General features: G+C 46.7%; 16 protein-coding genes. 13 read left to right on the forward strand and 3 right to left on the reverse strand.

The genetic code is table 11. From position 1 onward, the window contains the following. Window positions 1-26: 26 nt before the first annotated feature. From B4V02_RS07400 to B4V02_RS07410, 3 genes are read right to left on the reverse strand one after another with little or no spacing between them, the layout of a single operon-like run. Window positions 27-512: a DUF5381 family protein gene (locus tag B4V02_RS07400; protein ID WP_094154308.1), complete on the reverse strand. Its 486-nt coding sequence runs from the start codon at window positions 510-512 to the stop codon at window positions 27-29. Beyond that, window positions 505-1,293, reverse strand: a complete 789-nt coding sequence (locus B4V02_RS07405) for a hypothetical protein (protein WP_244188474.1) — start codon at window positions 1,291-1,293, stop codon at window positions 505-507. The genes B4V02_RS07400 and B4V02_RS07405 overlap by 8 nt, the downstream gene beginning before the upstream one ends. 16 nt (window positions 1,294-1,309) lie before the next feature. Continuing rightward, window positions 1,310-1,513: a WXG100 family type VII secretion target gene (locus B4V02_RS07410; RefSeq protein WP_244188475.1), complete on the reverse strand. Its 204-nt coding sequence runs from the start codon at window positions 1,511-1,513 to the stop codon at window positions 1,310-1,312. A gap of 389 nt (window positions 1,514-1,902) precedes the next feature. On the opposite strand from B4V02_RS07410, the gene B4V02_RS07415 reads away from it, so the two are divergent. From B4V02_RS07415 to B4V02_RS07475, 13 genes are all read left to right on the forward strand, one after another. After that, a complete protein-coding gene (locus B4V02_RS07415) occupies window positions 1,903-2,691 on the forward strand; it encodes a YwiC-like family protein (RefSeq protein WP_094154309.1) in 789 nt (262 codons plus the stop codon). Between the two features lie 15 nt (window positions 2,692-2,706). Next, window positions 2,707-3,813: a TIGR04053 family radical SAM/SPASM domain-containing protein gene (locus B4V02_RS07420; protein WP_094154310.1), complete on the forward strand. Its 1,107-nt coding sequence runs from the start codon at window positions 2,707-2,709 to the stop codon at window positions 3,811-3,813. Beyond that, entirely contained in the window at window positions 3,810-5,228 is a 1,419-nt protein-coding gene (hemG, locus tag B4V02_RS07425; protein WP_094154311.1) for a protoporphyrinogen oxidase, read from the forward strand. Before B4V02_RS07420 ends, hemG begins: the two co-directional genes overlap by 4 nt. A 117-nt stretch (window positions 5,229-5,345) precedes the next feature. Beyond that, window positions 5,346-6,053: an iron-sulfur cluster repair di-iron protein gene (ric, locus tag B4V02_RS07430; RefSeq protein WP_094154312.1), complete on the forward strand. Its 708-nt coding sequence runs from the start codon at window positions 5,346-5,348 to the stop codon at window positions 6,051-6,053. 156 nt (window positions 6,054-6,209) lie between these two features. After that, window positions 6,210-9,884, forward strand: coding sequence for a nitrate reductase subunit alpha (locus B4V02_RS07435; RefSeq protein WP_094154313.1), 3,675 nt, complete (start codon window positions 6,210-6,212; stop codon window positions 9,882-9,884). Beyond that, on the forward strand, window positions 9,874-11,463 hold the full coding sequence (gene narH, locus B4V02_RS07440; RefSeq protein WP_094154314.1) for a nitrate reductase subunit beta: 1,590 nt from the start codon (window positions 9,874-9,876) through the stop codon (window positions 11,461-11,463). Before B4V02_RS07435 ends, narH begins: the two co-directional genes overlap by 11 nt. Further along, entirely contained in the window at window positions 11,456-12,022 is a 567-nt protein-coding gene (gene narJ / locus B4V02_RS07445) for a nitrate reductase molybdenum cofactor assembly chaperone (RefSeq protein WP_007431445.1), read from the forward strand. Before narH ends, narJ begins: the two co-directional genes overlap by 8 nt. Next, window positions 12,019-12,702, forward strand: a complete 684-nt coding sequence (narI, locus tag B4V02_RS07450) for a respiratory nitrate reductase subunit gamma (RefSeq protein ID WP_094154315.1) — start codon at window positions 12,019-12,021, stop codon at window positions 12,700-12,702. The genes narJ and narI overlap by 4 nt, the downstream gene beginning before the upstream one ends. A gap of 46 nt (window positions 12,703-12,748) precedes the next feature. After that, window positions 12,749-13,201, forward strand: coding sequence for a GAF domain-containing protein (locus B4V02_RS07455; RefSeq protein WP_043891141.1), 453 nt, complete (start codon window positions 12,749-12,751; stop codon window positions 13,199-13,201). Beyond that, window positions 13,202-14,266, forward strand: a complete 1,065-nt coding sequence (locus B4V02_RS07460; protein ID WP_094154316.1) for a sensor histidine kinase — start codon at window positions 13,202-13,204, stop codon at window positions 14,264-14,266. Between the two features lie 7 nt (window positions 14,267-14,273). Further along, window positions 14,274-14,921 (forward strand): response regulator transcription factor, encoded by a 648-nt coding sequence (locus B4V02_RS07465; RefSeq protein WP_039774269.1) that lies wholly within the window; start codon window positions 14,274-14,276, stop codon window positions 14,919-14,921. Between the two features lie 204 nt (window positions 14,922-15,125). Beyond that, window positions 15,126-16,340, forward strand: coding sequence for a nitrate/nitrite transporter (locus B4V02_RS07470; protein WP_094154317.1), 1,215 nt, complete (start codon window positions 15,126-15,128; stop codon window positions 16,338-16,340). A 62-nt stretch (window positions 16,341-16,402) separates the two neighbouring features. Then, window positions 16,403-17,422 (forward strand): ThiF family adenylyltransferase, encoded by a 1,020-nt coding sequence (locus B4V02_RS07475; RefSeq protein ID WP_094154318.1) that lies wholly within the window; start codon window positions 16,403-16,405, stop codon window positions 17,420-17,422. Window positions 17,423-17,491: the final 69 nt, after the last annotated feature.

Consider the following 17,491-nt stretch of genomic DNA (forward strand, 5'->3'; position numbering starts at 1 on the left):
CCTTTTGATATATTCAATAGCAATATTCAGGATCGTTTTTTCTTCGGCTTGCCATGCTGGTTAATGAGATTTCGCAGTTGTTTGCCGGCTTGGTTCAGCTCAACATCGTTCAACACATAATCGGTGCTGACTTCCCAGGTGCTGCGGTCATTCAGATAAAAAATAAAGGCGGGAAAACGAGGGCGCAGCCATTTGCGGATTGAGGCCCCTTCGAATTCAACTTTTGTGATTGCAGACCATGGGACAGTTCGAATACCATCGGAGATACTGTGTTCGTCAAAGATAAACAGATAGTTCTCCTTACGAAGCGTTCTGCTCAAACAAACAACGAGATAGCTGCCGAAAAATGGGAGTCCGATTATGGCTGACGTAATGAAGAAGAAGATTTGCAAAGCCGAGATATCTTCGTCGATAAAAATGAGCAGCAGCAAGAACAGACAAATAAGTACAAACATTAAGCTCCCCATGGCCTTCCAAAAAGCCAAAGATTTGCGATACGTAATTTTATCCACGGAATACCGCCTCATCGTGTACAAATGCCTGAATGAAATGAGTTATCCGCTCTCTCCATTCAGCCTCGGTAACACTTTCAATCCGCAGACACGGTGCAGCCTGCATATCCTGTTCCGTATTTCTTACAATCCACAGATCATTCGCTCCTTTGAGAACAAATAGCAGATCTGTAACGGAAGGTCCATCTTCATCCGTATCTGTGTATACCATCCGGCTCAAATTATCCAAGCTGCTGTGATTATGCTGAAAATCATCATGCCAGACTTGTAGCATTTGTCGGTCCGACTCGCCAAGATTCCAAGCTGCTGTCTGCTGTACAGTAAAGTTGAGAGAGGTTAACTCATTCCATTGTTCCTCTGTCAGATCTACATATCGGTTGTGAGTATTAAAGTCCGAAGGAAGCAGGCCGAACAGTTGATCAATGTCGTTATGCCAGTCTTCTAGGGAAGACCAGCGAAAGAAATGAAGTTCATTATGGATGGAGAAGTGATACAAAAAACGATCGTTTCCATTGTGTATGGTTAATGTATTCTGTTTGTCCGGCTGCTCCTTGTATCCACGCAGCATATGGCGGCTTTGTACCAACTGAGCCAGCATTTCAACAATGAATGGATCGAATTCAAGCTGCTGCTGTCCGTCATCCTGCTGTTCCATCAGTCCCTTGGATATCAGGCTATGGGTTGCGGCATGAAAAAGCAGCTCCCAGCGATCTTCGCTTAGTTCCCCATAATAAGATTGGAGCAGACCAGAAGCCATATCTTCTGCGCCCAGTGCAGTCAAAGCAAAGCCCAGTTCCTCAAGCGTTAAAATAATCGTCTGTCCCGCGTGCTCTATGAAAATCCTGATAAAAACGCTGCTGTGTTGTTCCTGCCCAGCTATTTTCCAGCATTTGAATCTGCTGTGACAGTTGTCCGCAAATTTGCGCACCCAACTCTCGCGCCTGTGCAAACTGCCTGGAAACCGCCTCTAGTTTCTCAGGAGGAACCATAATTTTAGCCATGATTTCCACCTCGGATGAATAAAATTGTTGATTTATATTTTAGTAAATCCAGGGGGCATAAGCAAAAAAAGTAGGGGCCTGCCTGCATAAAAGCTAATACTTTCGCGCCGTCAGCTTATTTTAGCGGAATTTGCTTGGACAGTTTTTCGAACTCCTGCAAGTAAGTGAAAACAGGTAACACACGGTCATGCTTAGACGGGCGACGTAGTTATGGAGGTGTGGGGATATGCTGGATGGCAAGGAGATGACGGATACTCGCAGGAAGCAGTGGACTATTATTTCGGTGCGTTTTTATGATATTCCCCGATATGAATCAGGGAACTCCCTGATTGGTTCAACTGGAAAGAATAATTAGAATTAAAGAAGGTAAAAAATTTAATCCTGGGGGAATGGATGATGAATCGATTAACCAAAGCAATAAAGATATTATACATTGTGAAAAAAGGAGCAAGTCTTTGATGGGGATCAGTAGATACATTCCCAATCAGCATGGAGCCTGGGCAATGCTCATTCTTCCATTTTTATTCGGTTTAGCGGCCTCTCAAGGGGAATTCATTCATATACTACTATTCGCGTGCTGGTTTTTTATCTATTTATTCAGTTTTCCTATCCTCCAATGGATCAAAACAGGAAACCGTGTAAGATACCGCAAGCCTGTTGTTTTATACGGAGCGATACTGTTTCCCTTATTAGTTTCACTGGTATGGATTAAGCCTGCGTTGATCTGGTATGGAGTTCTGCTGCTGTTCTTTTTTATGGCCAACATATACTACGCAAAAATGAAAAATGAACGCGCCTTGCTCAATGATATTATTGCGATTTTACTTTTTTGTTCTTTTATTTACCCTGTTGCTCATATTGGAGAAGCGGGGGACTGGAGAATATCCACGGAGCTATTTTTGCTTTTGGTGGTTTACTTTACGGGAACTGCTCTTTATGTAAAAACGATCATCCGTGAAAGAAAAAATATACGCTACTATTATGCTTCTATCATCTATCATCTGATCATTGTGCTGTTTGCTGCCTGGATAAAGGTATTTTTGGTTGTTCCTTTTTTAATTTTATTATTACGAGCGATATGGCTTCCTAAATTCGATTTAAAGGCAAAACAAGTTGGCATGGCTGAAATTGGATTTTCATTGATGCTCTATGTATCTGTGTTGTTTTTATATTTCTAAAAAGGAGGGACATCAATGATATCTTTGGAAACACCGCGAGATTATCGCGAAAACCCGTTTATCGTCATTTGGGAGGTAACGCGAGCTTGTGCTTTAAAATGCCTTCATTGTAGAGCGGAAGCCCAGTACCACCCGGACCCTCGTCAGCTGACATTTGAAGAGGGCAAGCGGCTGATCGATCAAATCGCCGAAATGAATCATCCGTTGCTGGTTTTCACAGGTGGAGATCCGCTAGCGCGTCCTGATTTATTTGAGTTGGCTCAATATGCCATTGAAGAGAAAAAACTGTCGGTTTCCATGACTCCCAGTGCCACCCCAAAAGTGACACAAGCAGCGGTCGAAAAAGCCAAGCAAGTCGGCTTATCACGGTGGGCTTTTAGTCTGGATGGTTCATGTGCAGATATCCACGATCATTTTCGGGGGACTGTGGGCTCTTACGCTACGACCATGCGCGGAATTGGCTATTTGAAGGAAATGAACATTCCTATCCAAGTAAACACGACCGTGTCCCGGTACAACCTTCACGATCTGGAGCAGATTGCAGAGAAGGTAAAGGAAATGCAGGCGGTGTTGTGGAGCTTGTTTTTCCTTGTTCCAACCGGGCGTGGTATGGAGAAGGATATGATTGCTCCTGATGAGCATGAAGCAGTAATGAAGTGGTTGTATCAAATACAACAACAGATGCCTTACGGTGTAAAGGCTACAGAAGCACCTCACTATCGAAGGGTTGTACTGCAGGCAAAGCGCAGCGCAAATAAGAGCAGTGCGACGTTCGAGCCCAAAAGGACGGATGTATTAGGACGTGCCCCAAAAGGCGTAAATGATGGAGATGGGTTTGTTTTTATCAGTCATATCGGCGAGGTATACCCGAGTGGTTTCCTGCCCCTTGCATGCGGTAATGTACGAGAGGATAGCCTGGCGCATATTTATCGGCACTCTCCGATCATGAACAATCTTAGAGATAAGTCACAGCTTAAAGGAAAATGTGGGGTCTGCGAATTCAATACAGTCTGCGGAGGCTCCAGAGCAAGGGCCTATGCAGTAACAGGAGATTATCTGGAGAGTGACCCCTACTGTGCATATATACCTCCTCGAGCTAAGGAAGGAAAAGTGTTTTTATGAAAAAGAGTTCTAAAAAAGTCGTTATTCTTGGTGGAGGAATAAGTGGTCTAAGCGCTGCCTTTTATGTGAAAAAGCTAGCTGAGGAGAAGCAAATGGAGGTAGAGATTACGCTGGTTGAGAAAAGCGATCGGCTGGGAGGAAAGCTGCACACCATTCGTCAGCATGATTTTCTGATCGAAAAAGGTCCGGATGCTTTTCTGGCCAGAAAAACGGCTATGCTGGAGCTGACCATGGAATTGGGACTGGAAGCCGAACTGGTGTCGACAAACCCGAAGGCCAAGTCTGCCTCCATTTTGCATAAGGGCAAGCTGCACACCATGCCGATGGGTTTCATTTTAGGCATTCCAACAAAGTTGACTCCCTTTATTCGGACAGGGCTGATTTCTCCACTGGGAAAAGCGCGTGCAGCTCTGGATTTAATCCTTCCCGCAAAGCAAGGTGATATGGACGAATCGCTGGGGGATTTTATCAAGCGTCGTCTCGGTAAAGAAGTTTTGGATCAGATTACAGAGCCTCTGCTATCTGGAATTTACGCTGGCGATACGTATTCTCTCAGCTTAATGTCGACCTTTCCTCAATTTAAGCAGATGGAGCAAAAGCATAGAAGTCTGATTATAGGTATGGCAAAAGGAGCGGGGCGAAAGACGGGTGTGCCTAACCAATTGCCGGAGATCGCCAAGAAAAGCATGTTTCTTTCCTATCGGCAAGGATTATCTACCATCGTGGAGCGGTTAAAGGAGAGGCTGCATACCGTACATTTTGTGATGGGGCAGGGTGTAGCTGAAGTAAGAAAAGAGGACGGTTATCAGGTAGTTCTGGATCATGGACAAGTCATAGATGCAGATGCAGTGATCTGCGCTGTTCCAGCCTTCGAGGCGGCTAAATTATTTTCCGGCGTTGCGAGTGCTGGCTTGCTCAATCAGATCAGCTATGTTTCGGTAGCCAATATTGCGCTTGCTTATAAAAATACAGAGCTTAATCTTTCCTTTGAGGGAACGGGATTTTTGGTGCCGCGCAAGGAAGGTAAAAGGATTACAGCATGCACGTGGTCTTCGACCAAGTGGAGTCATACTGCTCCAGCAGGCTATACGCTGTTACGGACATATATCGGACATGCAGGCGCACAGGAATGGATGCAGATGACGGATGCTGAGCTTGTGGATGCCGCGCGCAAAGACTTGAAGGATTTAATGGGCTTGAAAGCGGAGCCGGAATTCGTCGAAGTTAGTCGGTGCAATGAATCGATGCCACAATATCCGATTGGTCACAAAGAGCACATGGCAAAGGTAAGGTATGATTTGTCACAGCATTTTCCAAATGTGTTTTTGTGTGGTGCCGGTTATGGAGGCGTTGGAATTCCGGATTGTGTCGCTCAAGGGAAGGATGCGGCTGAACAGCTGATTTCGGCTTTATAATGATCAGGCTATTTCCTGCTTTGGAAGAGGGAACTCCCTAATGGGTTCGGATTGAAAGGAGAGGTAGAGTTGAAATGAATAATACAATAACTTAAAGGCAAGGTAGGGGAATAGAAAATGATCCAGTTAACGGAAGAAACATGGGTTGCTGATATTGTGAAAGAGGTTCCCAAAACGGGAGATTTATTTCGTAAACTGGGGATTGACTTTTGCTGCGGCGGGAAAATACCACTCCGGGAAGCGGCTGCCAGCCGAGGGCTACATGCTGGTGAACTGCTGGCACAGGTGCATGAAGTGGCACAAAGTCAGGCGCAGCATAAGCAAATGCAGCCGTCCTCACTCGAAACCAATGAGCTGATCGCCTATATTCAGGATACGTATCATTCAAGGCTTCGCGAGGAACTATCGGCGCTCACGCCGTATGTAACCAAACTAACGCGAGTTCATGGCGAACGGTATCCGCATCTACAGCGAGTGAATGAGCTTTTTACCTTGCTAAAACAGGAGCTATCCGACCATATTCAGAATGAGGAAAATGTTGTGTTTCCGATGATTCAAGTGTTTTTACAGGAATCGACAGTGGAAGGGGCAAACGCGCTGAATCCGTATGTATCCAAGCTGCAAGACGAGCATCAGGCTGTGGTGGAGCTGCTGAAGGAGCTGCGCTTGATAACGAACGGCTTTGAGCCGACACAGGAAGCTTGTGGTACGCACCGACTTGTATTGAGACGGTTAGAGGATCTGGAAGCAGATATTTTTAACCATATTCTTCTTGAGAATTGCACATTAATCGAACGTACGAGACAGGCGCAGCTCAAAATATAATTATAAAAGCTTCCTTTGACAGAGGGAAGCTTTTTTGTATCTTCTCATAGAACGAGGGATTTTCTATACCGCTATAGGACATTCCCTAATGGGAACAGAGATGAATGAATTACATAATGAGAGTATGCGAATGAATCTAAGGAGCGTTGATCATCGATGAAAAAAAAATACAGTCTCAACTTCTTTAAGCCGATCGAGAGTTATTCCGGAAACTGGTCAATCCTTGAGGAAAAAAATAGAGAATGGGAAAACGTGTACCGTCAGCGTTGGTCTCACGACAAAGTAATTCGTACGACGCACGGTGTTAACTGTACTGGCTCCTGTAGCTGGAAGGTTTTTGTGAAAAACGGCATCATCACCTGGGAAAATCAGCAAATTGATTATCCCTCCTGCGGTCCAGACATGCCGGAATTTGAGCCGCGTGGATGCCCGCGTGGTGCTTCATTTTCCTGGTATGAATACAGTCCGTTACGTGTGAAATACCCTTATATGCGCGGCAAGCTATTGCGATTATGGCAGGATGCGATCAAGGAGCATAGCAATCCGGTAGACGCATGGGCGAGTATTGTGGAAGACCCTGAGAAAGCCAAGCTCTACAAATCGGCACGCGGAAAAGGCGGCCATGTTCGTGTGGCTTGGGACGATGTTCTACGCCTGATCTCGGCGCAATTGATTTATACCATCCGTAAGTACGGTCCTGACAGGATTGCAGGCTTCACACCCATTCCGGCGATGTCGATGATAAGCTACGCCTCGGGAGCGCGGTTCATTTCATTGCTCGGTGGGGAAATGTTGAGCTTTTACGATTGGTATGCCGATCTTCCGCCTGCCTCTCCTCAAATTTGGGGTGAGCAAACGGACGTACCTGAATCCTCGGATTGGTACAACGCGGGTTACCTGATCATGTGGGGATCGAACGTGCCGCTTACCCGGACACCGGATGCCCACTTCATGACGGAAGTACGTTATAAAGGGACTAAGGTTGTGTCGGTGGCACCCGATTTGGCGGAGAATGTAAAGTTCGCTGACAACTGGCTTGCACCTAATCCAGGTACAGATGCTGCCGTAGCCCAGGCTATGACGCATGTCATTCTGGATGAGTTCTACAAAGAACGCCAAGAACCGATGTTCATTAACTATGCCAAGCAATATACAGATATGCCATTTATGATTCTGCTTGATCCCCATGAGGGAGCCTGGAAAGGTGGACGTTTTCTACGGGCGAGTGATCTGGGGGATGCTTCGCCGCATGCAGACTGGAAACCGGTCATATACGATGAAGCGACGAAGGAAATGCTGGTTCCGAACGGTACGATGGGACAGCGCTGGGAGCAGGGCAAGAAATGGAACCTGATCCTTGAGCGGGAAGATGGAACGAAGGTTGAGCCCGCGCTCACGATGGAAGGTCATGACGAGCAATGGGAAGAGATTGTATTCCCTTATTTTGATAACTCGGGTAATGGAACGTTCCAGCGTGTGATTCCGGCTAAAAAAGTACGTCTGGCAGATGGTTCGGAACGTCTCGTAGCGACCGTATACGATCTGATGATGAGTCAGTATGGTATCGCTCGCAACGAAAGCCCTCATAACGCCAAGGATTATTACGATGCGGCTTCGCATTATACCCCTGCCTGGCAGGAGAAAATCACGGGTGTCAAGGCATCGGTTGTGGTGCAGATTGCACGGGAATTCGCTCAGAACGCAATCGATACCCAAGGGCGCTCCATGATCATTATGGGAGCGGGGATCAATCACTGGTTCAATAGTGACACCATCTATCGGTCGATATTGAACCTGGTTATGTTGACTGCTTCTCAAGGCGTAAACGGCGGGGGCTGGGCGCATTATGTAGGCCAGGAAAAGTGCCGTCCTATTGAAGGCTGGTCAACGATTGCCTTTGCCAAAGACTGGCAGGGACCAGCGCGCTTGCAAAATGCTACTTCATTTTTCTATTTTGCAACAGAACAGTGGCGCTATGAAGAAAGCGGCACGGATACGCTGAAATCACCGACGGGCGGAGATGTCAAATATCAGCATCCGGCAGACTACAATGTGCTGGCAGCACGTTTGGGCTGGATGCCTTCTTACCCGCAGTTTAACAAGAACAGCCTGTTGTTTGCCGAAGAAGCGGCGCAACTAGGCAAGAAGTCAAACGCGGACATTATTAACCATGCTGTAGAAGAGATTAAATCACGCAAGACCCGTTTTGCGGTTGAAGATCCAGGGGCAGCAGAGAACTTCCCGCGTTCACTCTTTATTTGGCGCTCCAATCTGATTTCCAGTTCGGCGAAGGGCCAGGAATATTTCATGAAGCATCTGCTCGGAGCCTCCGACGCGCTGCTTGCCCGGCCGAATGAAGAGCAGAAACCTGAGGAAATCGTCTGGCGGGAAGATGTGGAAGGAAAGCTTGATCTGGTGGTTGCACTTGATTTTCGGATGACAACAACTCCATTGTACGCGGATGTTGTACTTCCGGCTGCAACCTGGTACGAGAAGACAGATTTGTCTTCGACAGACATGCATCCGTTCGTGCATCCATTTAATCCTGCGGTTAATCCTCTTTGGGAATCCCGCTCGGACTGGGATATTTACCGTCATCTATCCGAAACCTTCTCGGAAATGGCCAAAGAGCATCTGCCAGGAATATATAAAGACGTTGTGACTGCACCGCTTGGGCATGACTCCATAGGCGAAATTTCGCAACCGATGGGTCTTGTCAAGGACTGGACGAAGGGCGAGGTCGAAGCAGTTCCGGGTAAAACCATGCCGAATTTCAGCATTGTAGAACGCGATTATACAAAAATTCACGATAAATATGTCTCGCTCGGTCCAAATTTGGCTACCGGGAAGACAGGTGCGCACGGCGTTAGCTTCTCGGTGGCAGAGGAATATGAGGAATTGAAGAAGCTGAACGGGGTCTATTACGATGAGTCCATTAAAGACGGCTTGCCGAAAATCCAGACAGCCCGCCAAGTGGCCGATACGATTCTTCATCTTTCGTCCGCAACCAATGGCCGTGTCTCCCAAAAAGCCTATGAAGAGGCGGAAAAGGATCACGGTGTTAAACTGATGGACATCTCGGCCGACCGTGCAGCTGAAAAAATCACGTTCCAAAGCATCACGGCACAGCCGCGTGAAGTTATACCAACACCGGTATTCAGTGGATCAAACAAGCAGGGACGTCGCTACTCGCCATTTACAACGAATATTGAACGTCTTGTTCCGTTTCGAACGTTGACAGGAAGACAGCATTTCTACATTGATCATGAGATTTTCCAGCAGTTTGGGGAGTCATTGCCAGTCTATAAACCGACTCTACCGCCAATGGTATTCGGCACGCGTGATCGGGAAATCAAGGGCGGTCAAGATTCACTTGTGCTTCGTTATCTAACTCCACACGGTAAATGGAATATTCACTCCACCTACCAGGATAACCAGCATATGCTCACGCTGTTCCGCGGAGGACCTACAGTATGGATCAATAACGAAGATGCAGCAGCTCATGGTATTGCCGACAATGACTGGTTAGAGGTGTACAACCGCAACGGTGTCGTAACGGCCCGGGCAGTTGTCAGCCACCGGATGCCAAGAGGAACAATGTTCATGTACCATGCTCAGGACAAGCATATTCAAGTGCCGGGCTCCGAAATCACGGATACGCGCGGGGGCAGTCATAATGCGCCAACAAGAATTCATCTCAAACCAACCCAGATGGTTGGCGGATATGCTCAGCTAAGCTACGGATTCAATTATTACGGTCCGATCGGGAACCAGCGTGATGTGTACGTAGCGGTACGTAAAATGAAGGAGGTTAACTGGCTTGAAGATTAAAGCTCAAATTGCCATGGTCATGAACCTGGATAAATGTATTGGCTGCCATACATGCAGCGTGACGTGCAAAACAACTTGGACAAACCGCAAAGGCGCGGAATATATGTGGTTCAACAACGTGGAAACCAAACCCGGCATTGGCTATCCAAAGCGCTGGGAAGACCAGGAGCAATATAAGGGCGGCTGGCAGCTTCGCAAAGGAAAGCTTGAACTAAAGTCAGGGAGCAAGCTGTCCAAGATAGCGCTGGGCAAAATTTTCTACAATCCCGACATGCCGGAAATGAAAGATTATTATGAGCCATGGACTTATAATTATGAGGATTTGACCAACGCGAAAGAGCAGAAGCATTCTCCGGTAGCACGTGCGCATTCCGCAGTAACGGGCGAAAAAATGGATCTGAATTGGGGTCCAAACTGGGAGGATGATTTGGCAGGAGCCCATGTAACGGGGCCACTTGATCCGAATATTCAGAAAATTGAAGAAGAGATCAAATTCAATTTTGAGAAGTCGTTCATGATGTATCTCCCTCGGCTTTGCGAGCACTGTCTGAACCCAAGCTGTGTCGCATCCTGTCCTTCAGGCGCGATGTACAAACGGGACGAGGACGGGATCGTGCTCGTGGATCAGGAAGCCTGCCGCGGCTGGCGGTATTGCATGACAGGCTGCCCATACAAGAAAGTGTACTTCAACTGGCAAACGAACAAAGCAGAGAAATGTACCTTCTGTTTCCCACGTGTGGAAGCCGGGTTGCCAACCGTCTGCTCCGAGACATGTACAGGACGTATTCGCTACCTTGGCGTTCTGCTGTATGATGCAGACCGAGTGCAGGAGGCTGCTTCTATGGAGGATGAGAAGGACCTGTATAAAGCGCAATGCGACCTGTTCCTAGATCCAAGTGATCCGGCGGTAATTGCTCAGGCGAGAAAAGATGGTATCTCGCAAGACTGGATTGAGGCCGCTCAGAACTCGCCAGTCTACAAGCTTGCGATTGAATACAAGCTGGCATTCCCGCTTCACCCGGAATATCGCACATTACCTATGGTCTGGTATGTACCGCCACTTAGCCCGATCATGAATTACTTTGAAGGGAAAGACTCGATCGAGAATCCGGATATGATTTTTCCGGCTATCGAAGAAATGCGTACGCCTGTTCAGTATCTTGCCAATATGCTGACAGCGGGCGACACAGTTACGGTGAAGGAATCCCTGCAACGGATGGCTATGATGCGCGCCTATATGCGTGCCCAGTCCACAGGACAATCTTTTGATGATAGCCGTCTTGAGCGCGTTGGCATGACACCACGTCAGGCGGAGCAGATGTACCGACTGTTGGCCATTGCCAAATATGAGGACCGCTTCGTCATTCCAACATCGCATAAAGAGAGTTATGACAATCCATACCGCGCCCAGGGAGCTGCTGGTTTCGGCGACACCTTAGGGAATATGGAAGCTTGCGGATCGGGTGGATCTGGCTGTAGCGGCTGTAGCCTGGGAAGCTCAATGGGAATGGAAGAGCCTTCAAAAACAGGCAAGCAAATGTATGAAGAAAACTTCTACGGGGGTATTTGGCGTGATTAATGTAGCGAAGCTGTATGAATGCAAGCCTTCATTCGGGTTTTTCGCCCAACAACTCATGTACCCAGAAAAGCTGGATTTTCATCCGGCTTTTCTGGAAGCATCATTTGATCCGGGTCATCCTGCGTATACGCACGCTAACAAGTACTGGTCTCTTATGCAAGAATTCAGCATGGAAGAGATTCAGGAGATGTATACGGAAACCTTCGATTTTCAAAAAAATTGCGCACTATATATGACTTACTTCAAGTTTGAAGATGCAAAAGAAAGAGGACAAATGCTGGTCAAATTAAAGGTTTTATATGAGATGTACGGTCTTGAAATGCCGGATGGAGAGCTGCCGGATTACTTGCCACTCATGTGTGAATTTTTGTATGCCGCCGAATGGGCACAAGATCCGAAGACGACAGAAAACTTCCGCATGCCTGTCGCAATTTTAGAAGACGGCACCTATCATTTGCTTAAAGCGCTGGAAAAAATGGAAAGCCCGTATTTTCATCTGGTCAAGGGGCTGCGTGAAACGCTTAAAGCTTGCGTAGAACAGGAGGCAGCCACGCTATGATGCTAGAGCAGTTTTTATGGGTTATTTTCCCTTACATGTGTTTGGTCATCTTTATTGTTGGCCACATTTTTCGCTACAGAACAGACCAGTTCAATTGGACAGCGAAATCAAGTGAATTTATTGAAAAGAAACAATTGATGATCGGCAGCCTCTTATTTCACCTGGGAATTATTCCGGTTATTTTCGGTCACATCTCCGGTCTGGGTATTCCAAAAACCTGGATGCACGCATTGGGTGTAAACGATCATTTGTATCACATTGGAGCATTATATATTGGGGGCATATTTGGAGCCATAACGTTCCTTGGTATGTTGATTCTCACCTTTCGTCGTTTAACCTTACGCAATGTACGCCGCTTAAGCTCAGCTTCTGACTTGATTGTAAACATAATGCTTTTTGCCCTTGTATGTATGGGGATGTTTGCGACTCTTGTAACGAACGCAGTACAGCCTGAATTTGATTATAGGGAAACCATCTCGATCTGGTTCCGCGGTTTATTCATATTCCGTGTTGACCCGTCACTGATGAGAGACGTACCGTTGTCTTTCAAGCTTCATGTACTTATGGGCTTTGCCATTTTTGCATTCTGGCCGTTCACCCGGCTTGTTCATGTGTGGAGTGTTCCATTGAATTATGTGCGCAGAAGTTATATTCTGTACAGAAGACATAAATCGAATTAGGAAAGCGGGCGCTGCCTTCTTTCCTAATTGTAATTAGGAGAGAGTGATGAATAATAGGATGGATTATCAAAGGGAGCTTGAGCGAATTCGCGAGCATTTCGGTTATGATTTCATGGCGCTTGCTCTTGTTGAACCGGCCGAATATCAATACGTAATTAAATGGAAAAATGCGGCCGGGAATTTAAATGATCGCTTTAAACGGATTGTGCTGCAATCCGGAAAGGGCATAGCAGGAGTCGTATTTAAAACCGGAAAATCCATTTTCATTCCATCTGTTTATCAATTTGTGGGTGCAGACAACCTGTTTAACTATCCTATCGTCCAATCCGAGAGGCTCCAGAGTCTCGGGGCTGTACCCCTGTGGAATGATGCTCGCGTCGCGGGTGTACTGCTTGGTGGATTTCGTAAAGAACAGCTGATGACCGAAGCCATGATGCGCGATCTGGAAGCCTTGGCGCGGAGAGGAATTGGAGAGCTGAACGGGAAGGAAGTGATGTAATTGACATTGTCTGTAGGGACCGACTCTTTGAGTTCGTTAATGCTGAAATTGTTTGAGAACAGTACAGAAGCTATTTTCTTTTTTGATAGACAAGGGGATACCCTGGCTATGAACCCGGCTGCTGAAGAGATCGTGAGGGATGACGTCCTCATTCAACTCTATGAAGGGAAGGAAAAAGCTTTATGCGGAACATGCAGAGGCTATACAAGCGACACAGAGCCCCGCACCTGTCTTGATTGTTATTTCAATGTGCCCGAATCCAAAAATTTCGCTTCTTTCCAGGTCTATTTGGAAACAAAGCGAAACGGAATGGTTCCCTATGCCGCTTCTTTTCACACGATTGATGCTGAAAATGGAATTCGGGTGTTGATGCTGAGAGATTTGACTCTGCAATTTCAGACGCAAGAAAAATTGTATCAAAACAAAATGATGAAGCATGTCATTGAAGCGCAGGAAAACGAGCGTAAGCGGCTTTCCAGGGAGCTGCATGATAGTGTTGCTCAGGAATTGATGAGCGCGGTTGTTGAATTACGAGTGTTAAAATATATGACGAATGATGACCAGCTCCTCAAAAACATGAAGCAGACCGAAGCATCCATGACGCGATTGCTGGATGATATCCGCAACCTGTCTGTGGAACTCCGTCCTGCTACCCTTGATGATTTTGGACTTGAAGCAGCCTTCCGTTCCCACTTCAAGCGGATCGAGCAAAGCTATGGTCTGGTGGTTGAGTTTGTGTCCGATCTTCCCCGCAAGCGATATGGAAGTGAAAAGGAAACCGTTATTTACCGTGTTTGTCAGGAGGCCGTTCTCAATGCCTTGAAGTATGCCCAGGTAGACACAATCAAAGTTTCTTTGTCCGAGCATGATCATGCGCTTCGTTTGACTGTAGAGGACAATGGAATTGGCTTTGAAAAGGGGGGCAAGCCTATTGGAACAGGGCTCGGTTTATACGGTATGCAGGAGCGGGCAGAGCTGGTAGGCGGAAGCTTTGGTGTCCTTTCGAATGTTGGCCAAGGAACCAAAGTCTTTTTACAAATTCCGATTGGACAAGGGGAGGAATAGAGACTTGATCAAAATTGTGTTAGCAGATGACCATGCGATTGTACGAAGCGGATTTTCCATGATTCTCAACTTCCAATCGGATATGGAGGTTGTCGGAACGGCTGCAGACGGAATTGAAGCGTACACAATGGTAGCTAAATGTAAGCCGGATATTCTAATCATGGACCTCAGCATGCCGCCAGGCGAAAGTGGATTGATCGCTACAGGCAAGATTAAGGAGGACCATCCTGATACTAAAATTCTGATTCTGACCATGCATGACGATGAAGAATATCTGTTTCATATTTTGAAGAGTGGCGCTTCGGGATATGTTTTGAAAAATGCACCAGATGAGGAGCTATTGCTTGCCATACGAACCATTCATGGGGGCGGAACTTATATCCATCCTAAAATGGCCACTTCTCTCGTTCGTGAGTTCATCAAGAAAGATACAACATCACAAACAGAAGATCCGTTTGAGATCCTGACCAAGCGGGAACTGGAGATTCTCCCTTTGGTCGCAAAGGGATATGGTAACAAGGAAGTTGCTGAAAAGCTGTTCATTTCTGTCAAGACGGTGGAAGCGAACAAAGCCAAAATCATGGAGAAGCTGAACTTAAGAAGTCGGCCTGAGCTGGTCCAATATGCATTAAAGAAAAAAATGCTGGATTTTTAAACCAATGAAATGAACGTTTTGTGAAAAAAATCTCTTGAATAAACGAAGTCGTTTCTAGTAGAAGCGGCTTTTTTTATTTTCAGGGACTCCCCTGTTAGGGAAAGGGGAGTCCCCTATATTCGTTGAGAGCAGCTAGCGGCTACAATGGGGACAGAAATTTAAAACTATATTACGACAGAAAAAACGTTGGAAAAGGTGAGTTAAATGATTAGAAAGTTGCAGTTGCCACTACAAACAATGAACTTGATCCTTGGATTTAGTGTATGGGTTATCATTTCTTCCCTCATGCCGTTCATTACCGAGGATATTGCTATTCCATCCGGAAAATTGGCCATGGTTACGGCGATTCCGGTCGTGCTCGGATCGATTCTACGCATTCCGTTAGGCTATTATGCCAACATCTTCGGAGCAAGAATCGTTTTTCTCGTCAGCTTTATTTTGCTTTTGTTCCCGGTCTACTATATCAGTGAAGCTTCTACGATGATGGATTTAATTATCGGTGGCTTGTTCCTGGGGATTGGCGGAGCGGTGTTCTCGGTTGGGGTGACTTCGCTGCCCAAGTATTATCCGAAGGAAAAGCATGGCTTTGTCAACGGGATATATGGTGTGGGGAACCTGGGGACAGCAGTAACTACCTTCTCCGCTCCAATTGTAGCGACGCAGGTAGGATGGACACTTACAGTCAAGCTGTACCTTATTTTATTGCTTGTTTTTATCGTTTTGAATTTCTTCTTTGGGGACCGTCATGAAACTAAAGTAAAAACACCGATTATGGAGCAGATCAAAGGGGTTTACAAAAATGAAAAGCTTTGGTTTTTCTCGCTCTTTTATTTTATTACGTTTGGTTCATTTGTAGCGTTCACGGTGTACTTGCCGAATTTCCTGGTATCGAATTTTGAGCTGACTAAAGTGGATGCAGGGATGCGTACAGCAGGCTTTATTGCGATTGCGACATTCTTCCGCCCCATCGGCGGCTGGCTGGCGGATCGGTTTCAGCCTCTGTTCCTGCTGGTAGGTACGTTTGCCGTTTATACGGTCGCTGCGATTCTTTTGGCTTTTTCACCAGGGATTACCCTTTATACTGTAGGCTGCCTGGCTATCGCTGTATGTGCGGGAGTCGGGAACGGTGTCATTTTCAAGCTGGTTCCATTCTATTTTAATAAGCAGGCAGGCATAGTGAACGGTATTGTATCCATGATGGGCGGCCTCGGTGGCTTTTTCCCTCCGATCCTGTTATCGTCGATTCATGCTGCAACTGGCCATTACTCCATTGGATTCATGCTGCTCTCCCAAGTGGCGCTGGCTAGCCTGATCCTTGTCATGTGGCTGTATTATCAAGGACGCTTAACTGCGGCTACTGAAGCGATCGATGCGGTGGGGCAAGGCAACTTTAAAAAACAAAAAGAAATCCAAAAGTAACCGAAAGACACCAGAAAAAAATTGAGAATGACGATCATTCTTCAACGTAGGGGGACATTGTGATGAATGAGCGTTATTCAAGACAGATATTGTTTAGACCCATCGGCGGTGAAGGACAACGTAATCTGTCCGCAGCTGTCGTCACCATTATTGGTTGCGGGGCGTTGGGTTCCGCCATTGCCGAAGCACTGGTAAGGGCTGGCGTTGGAGAGCTTCACCTTGTTGATCGTGATTATGTGGAGCTGTCGAATCTGCAACGTCAGCAGCTGTTCACGGAGCAGGATGCTGCGGAAATGCTGCCCAAGGTCATGGCTGCCGAAAAAAGGCTGAAGGCCATACGAGAAGACGTACGTTTGTACACATATCTCGACAACCTGGATGCCGAGCTTGTTCAAGAGCTTGCTGGCAAAAGCACATTGTTGATGGATGCTACGGACAATTTTGAAACCCGTCTACTTATAAACGATGCCGCACTGAAGACCGGAATTCCATGGATTTACGGAGCCTGTGTTGGAAGCACAGGCGTCGTTTTTCCTTTCGTACCGGGCGAGTCGGCCTGTTTTCGCTGCCTTCTGCCATCATTGCCGGCGATCAATCAGACCTGCGATACGGCTGGAATTATTTCGCCCGCAGTCCAGGTGACAGCCGCTCTCCAATGTGCAGAAGCCATGAAGTGGCTGACTGGTAGACGTGATAAAATGCGCAGCAAGGTTCATCTATTTGATCTATGGGAGAACACACAGATGGACATAGGGATTTCCCGTATCCGCAACCAGGATTGTCCAACCTGTGGAGAACACCCTGCATTTCCTGCACTGACTGCACCACGCCGCTCGGCGTATGCTGCGCTGTGTGGACGGGATGTTGTGCAGGTTCTTCCGGACCCTAATCGTCCGATTACACTCGATGATGCCGAGAAAATGGGTAGACTTATGGCCGAAAATGTAAAAAGAACCCCATATTTCGTTGAATTTTATGCCTTTAAGCATCGAATGATTTTATTCAAAAACGGAAGGCTTCTCATTCACGGTATTGGAAGTATTGCCAAAGGTCAAAAGCTATATCATCAGTTGTTCGGCTGAGCATGAGAATGTAGATATAAGAGGCAGAAGTTATTAGATAGAGTTTGTCATCAGAGAGTGGTTTGCACG

Source organism: Paenibacillus kribbensis (genome assembly GCF_002240415.1).
In the GTDB taxonomy this organism is placed as follows: domain Bacteria; phylum Bacillota; class Bacilli; order Paenibacillales; family Paenibacillaceae; genus Paenibacillus; species Paenibacillus kribbensis.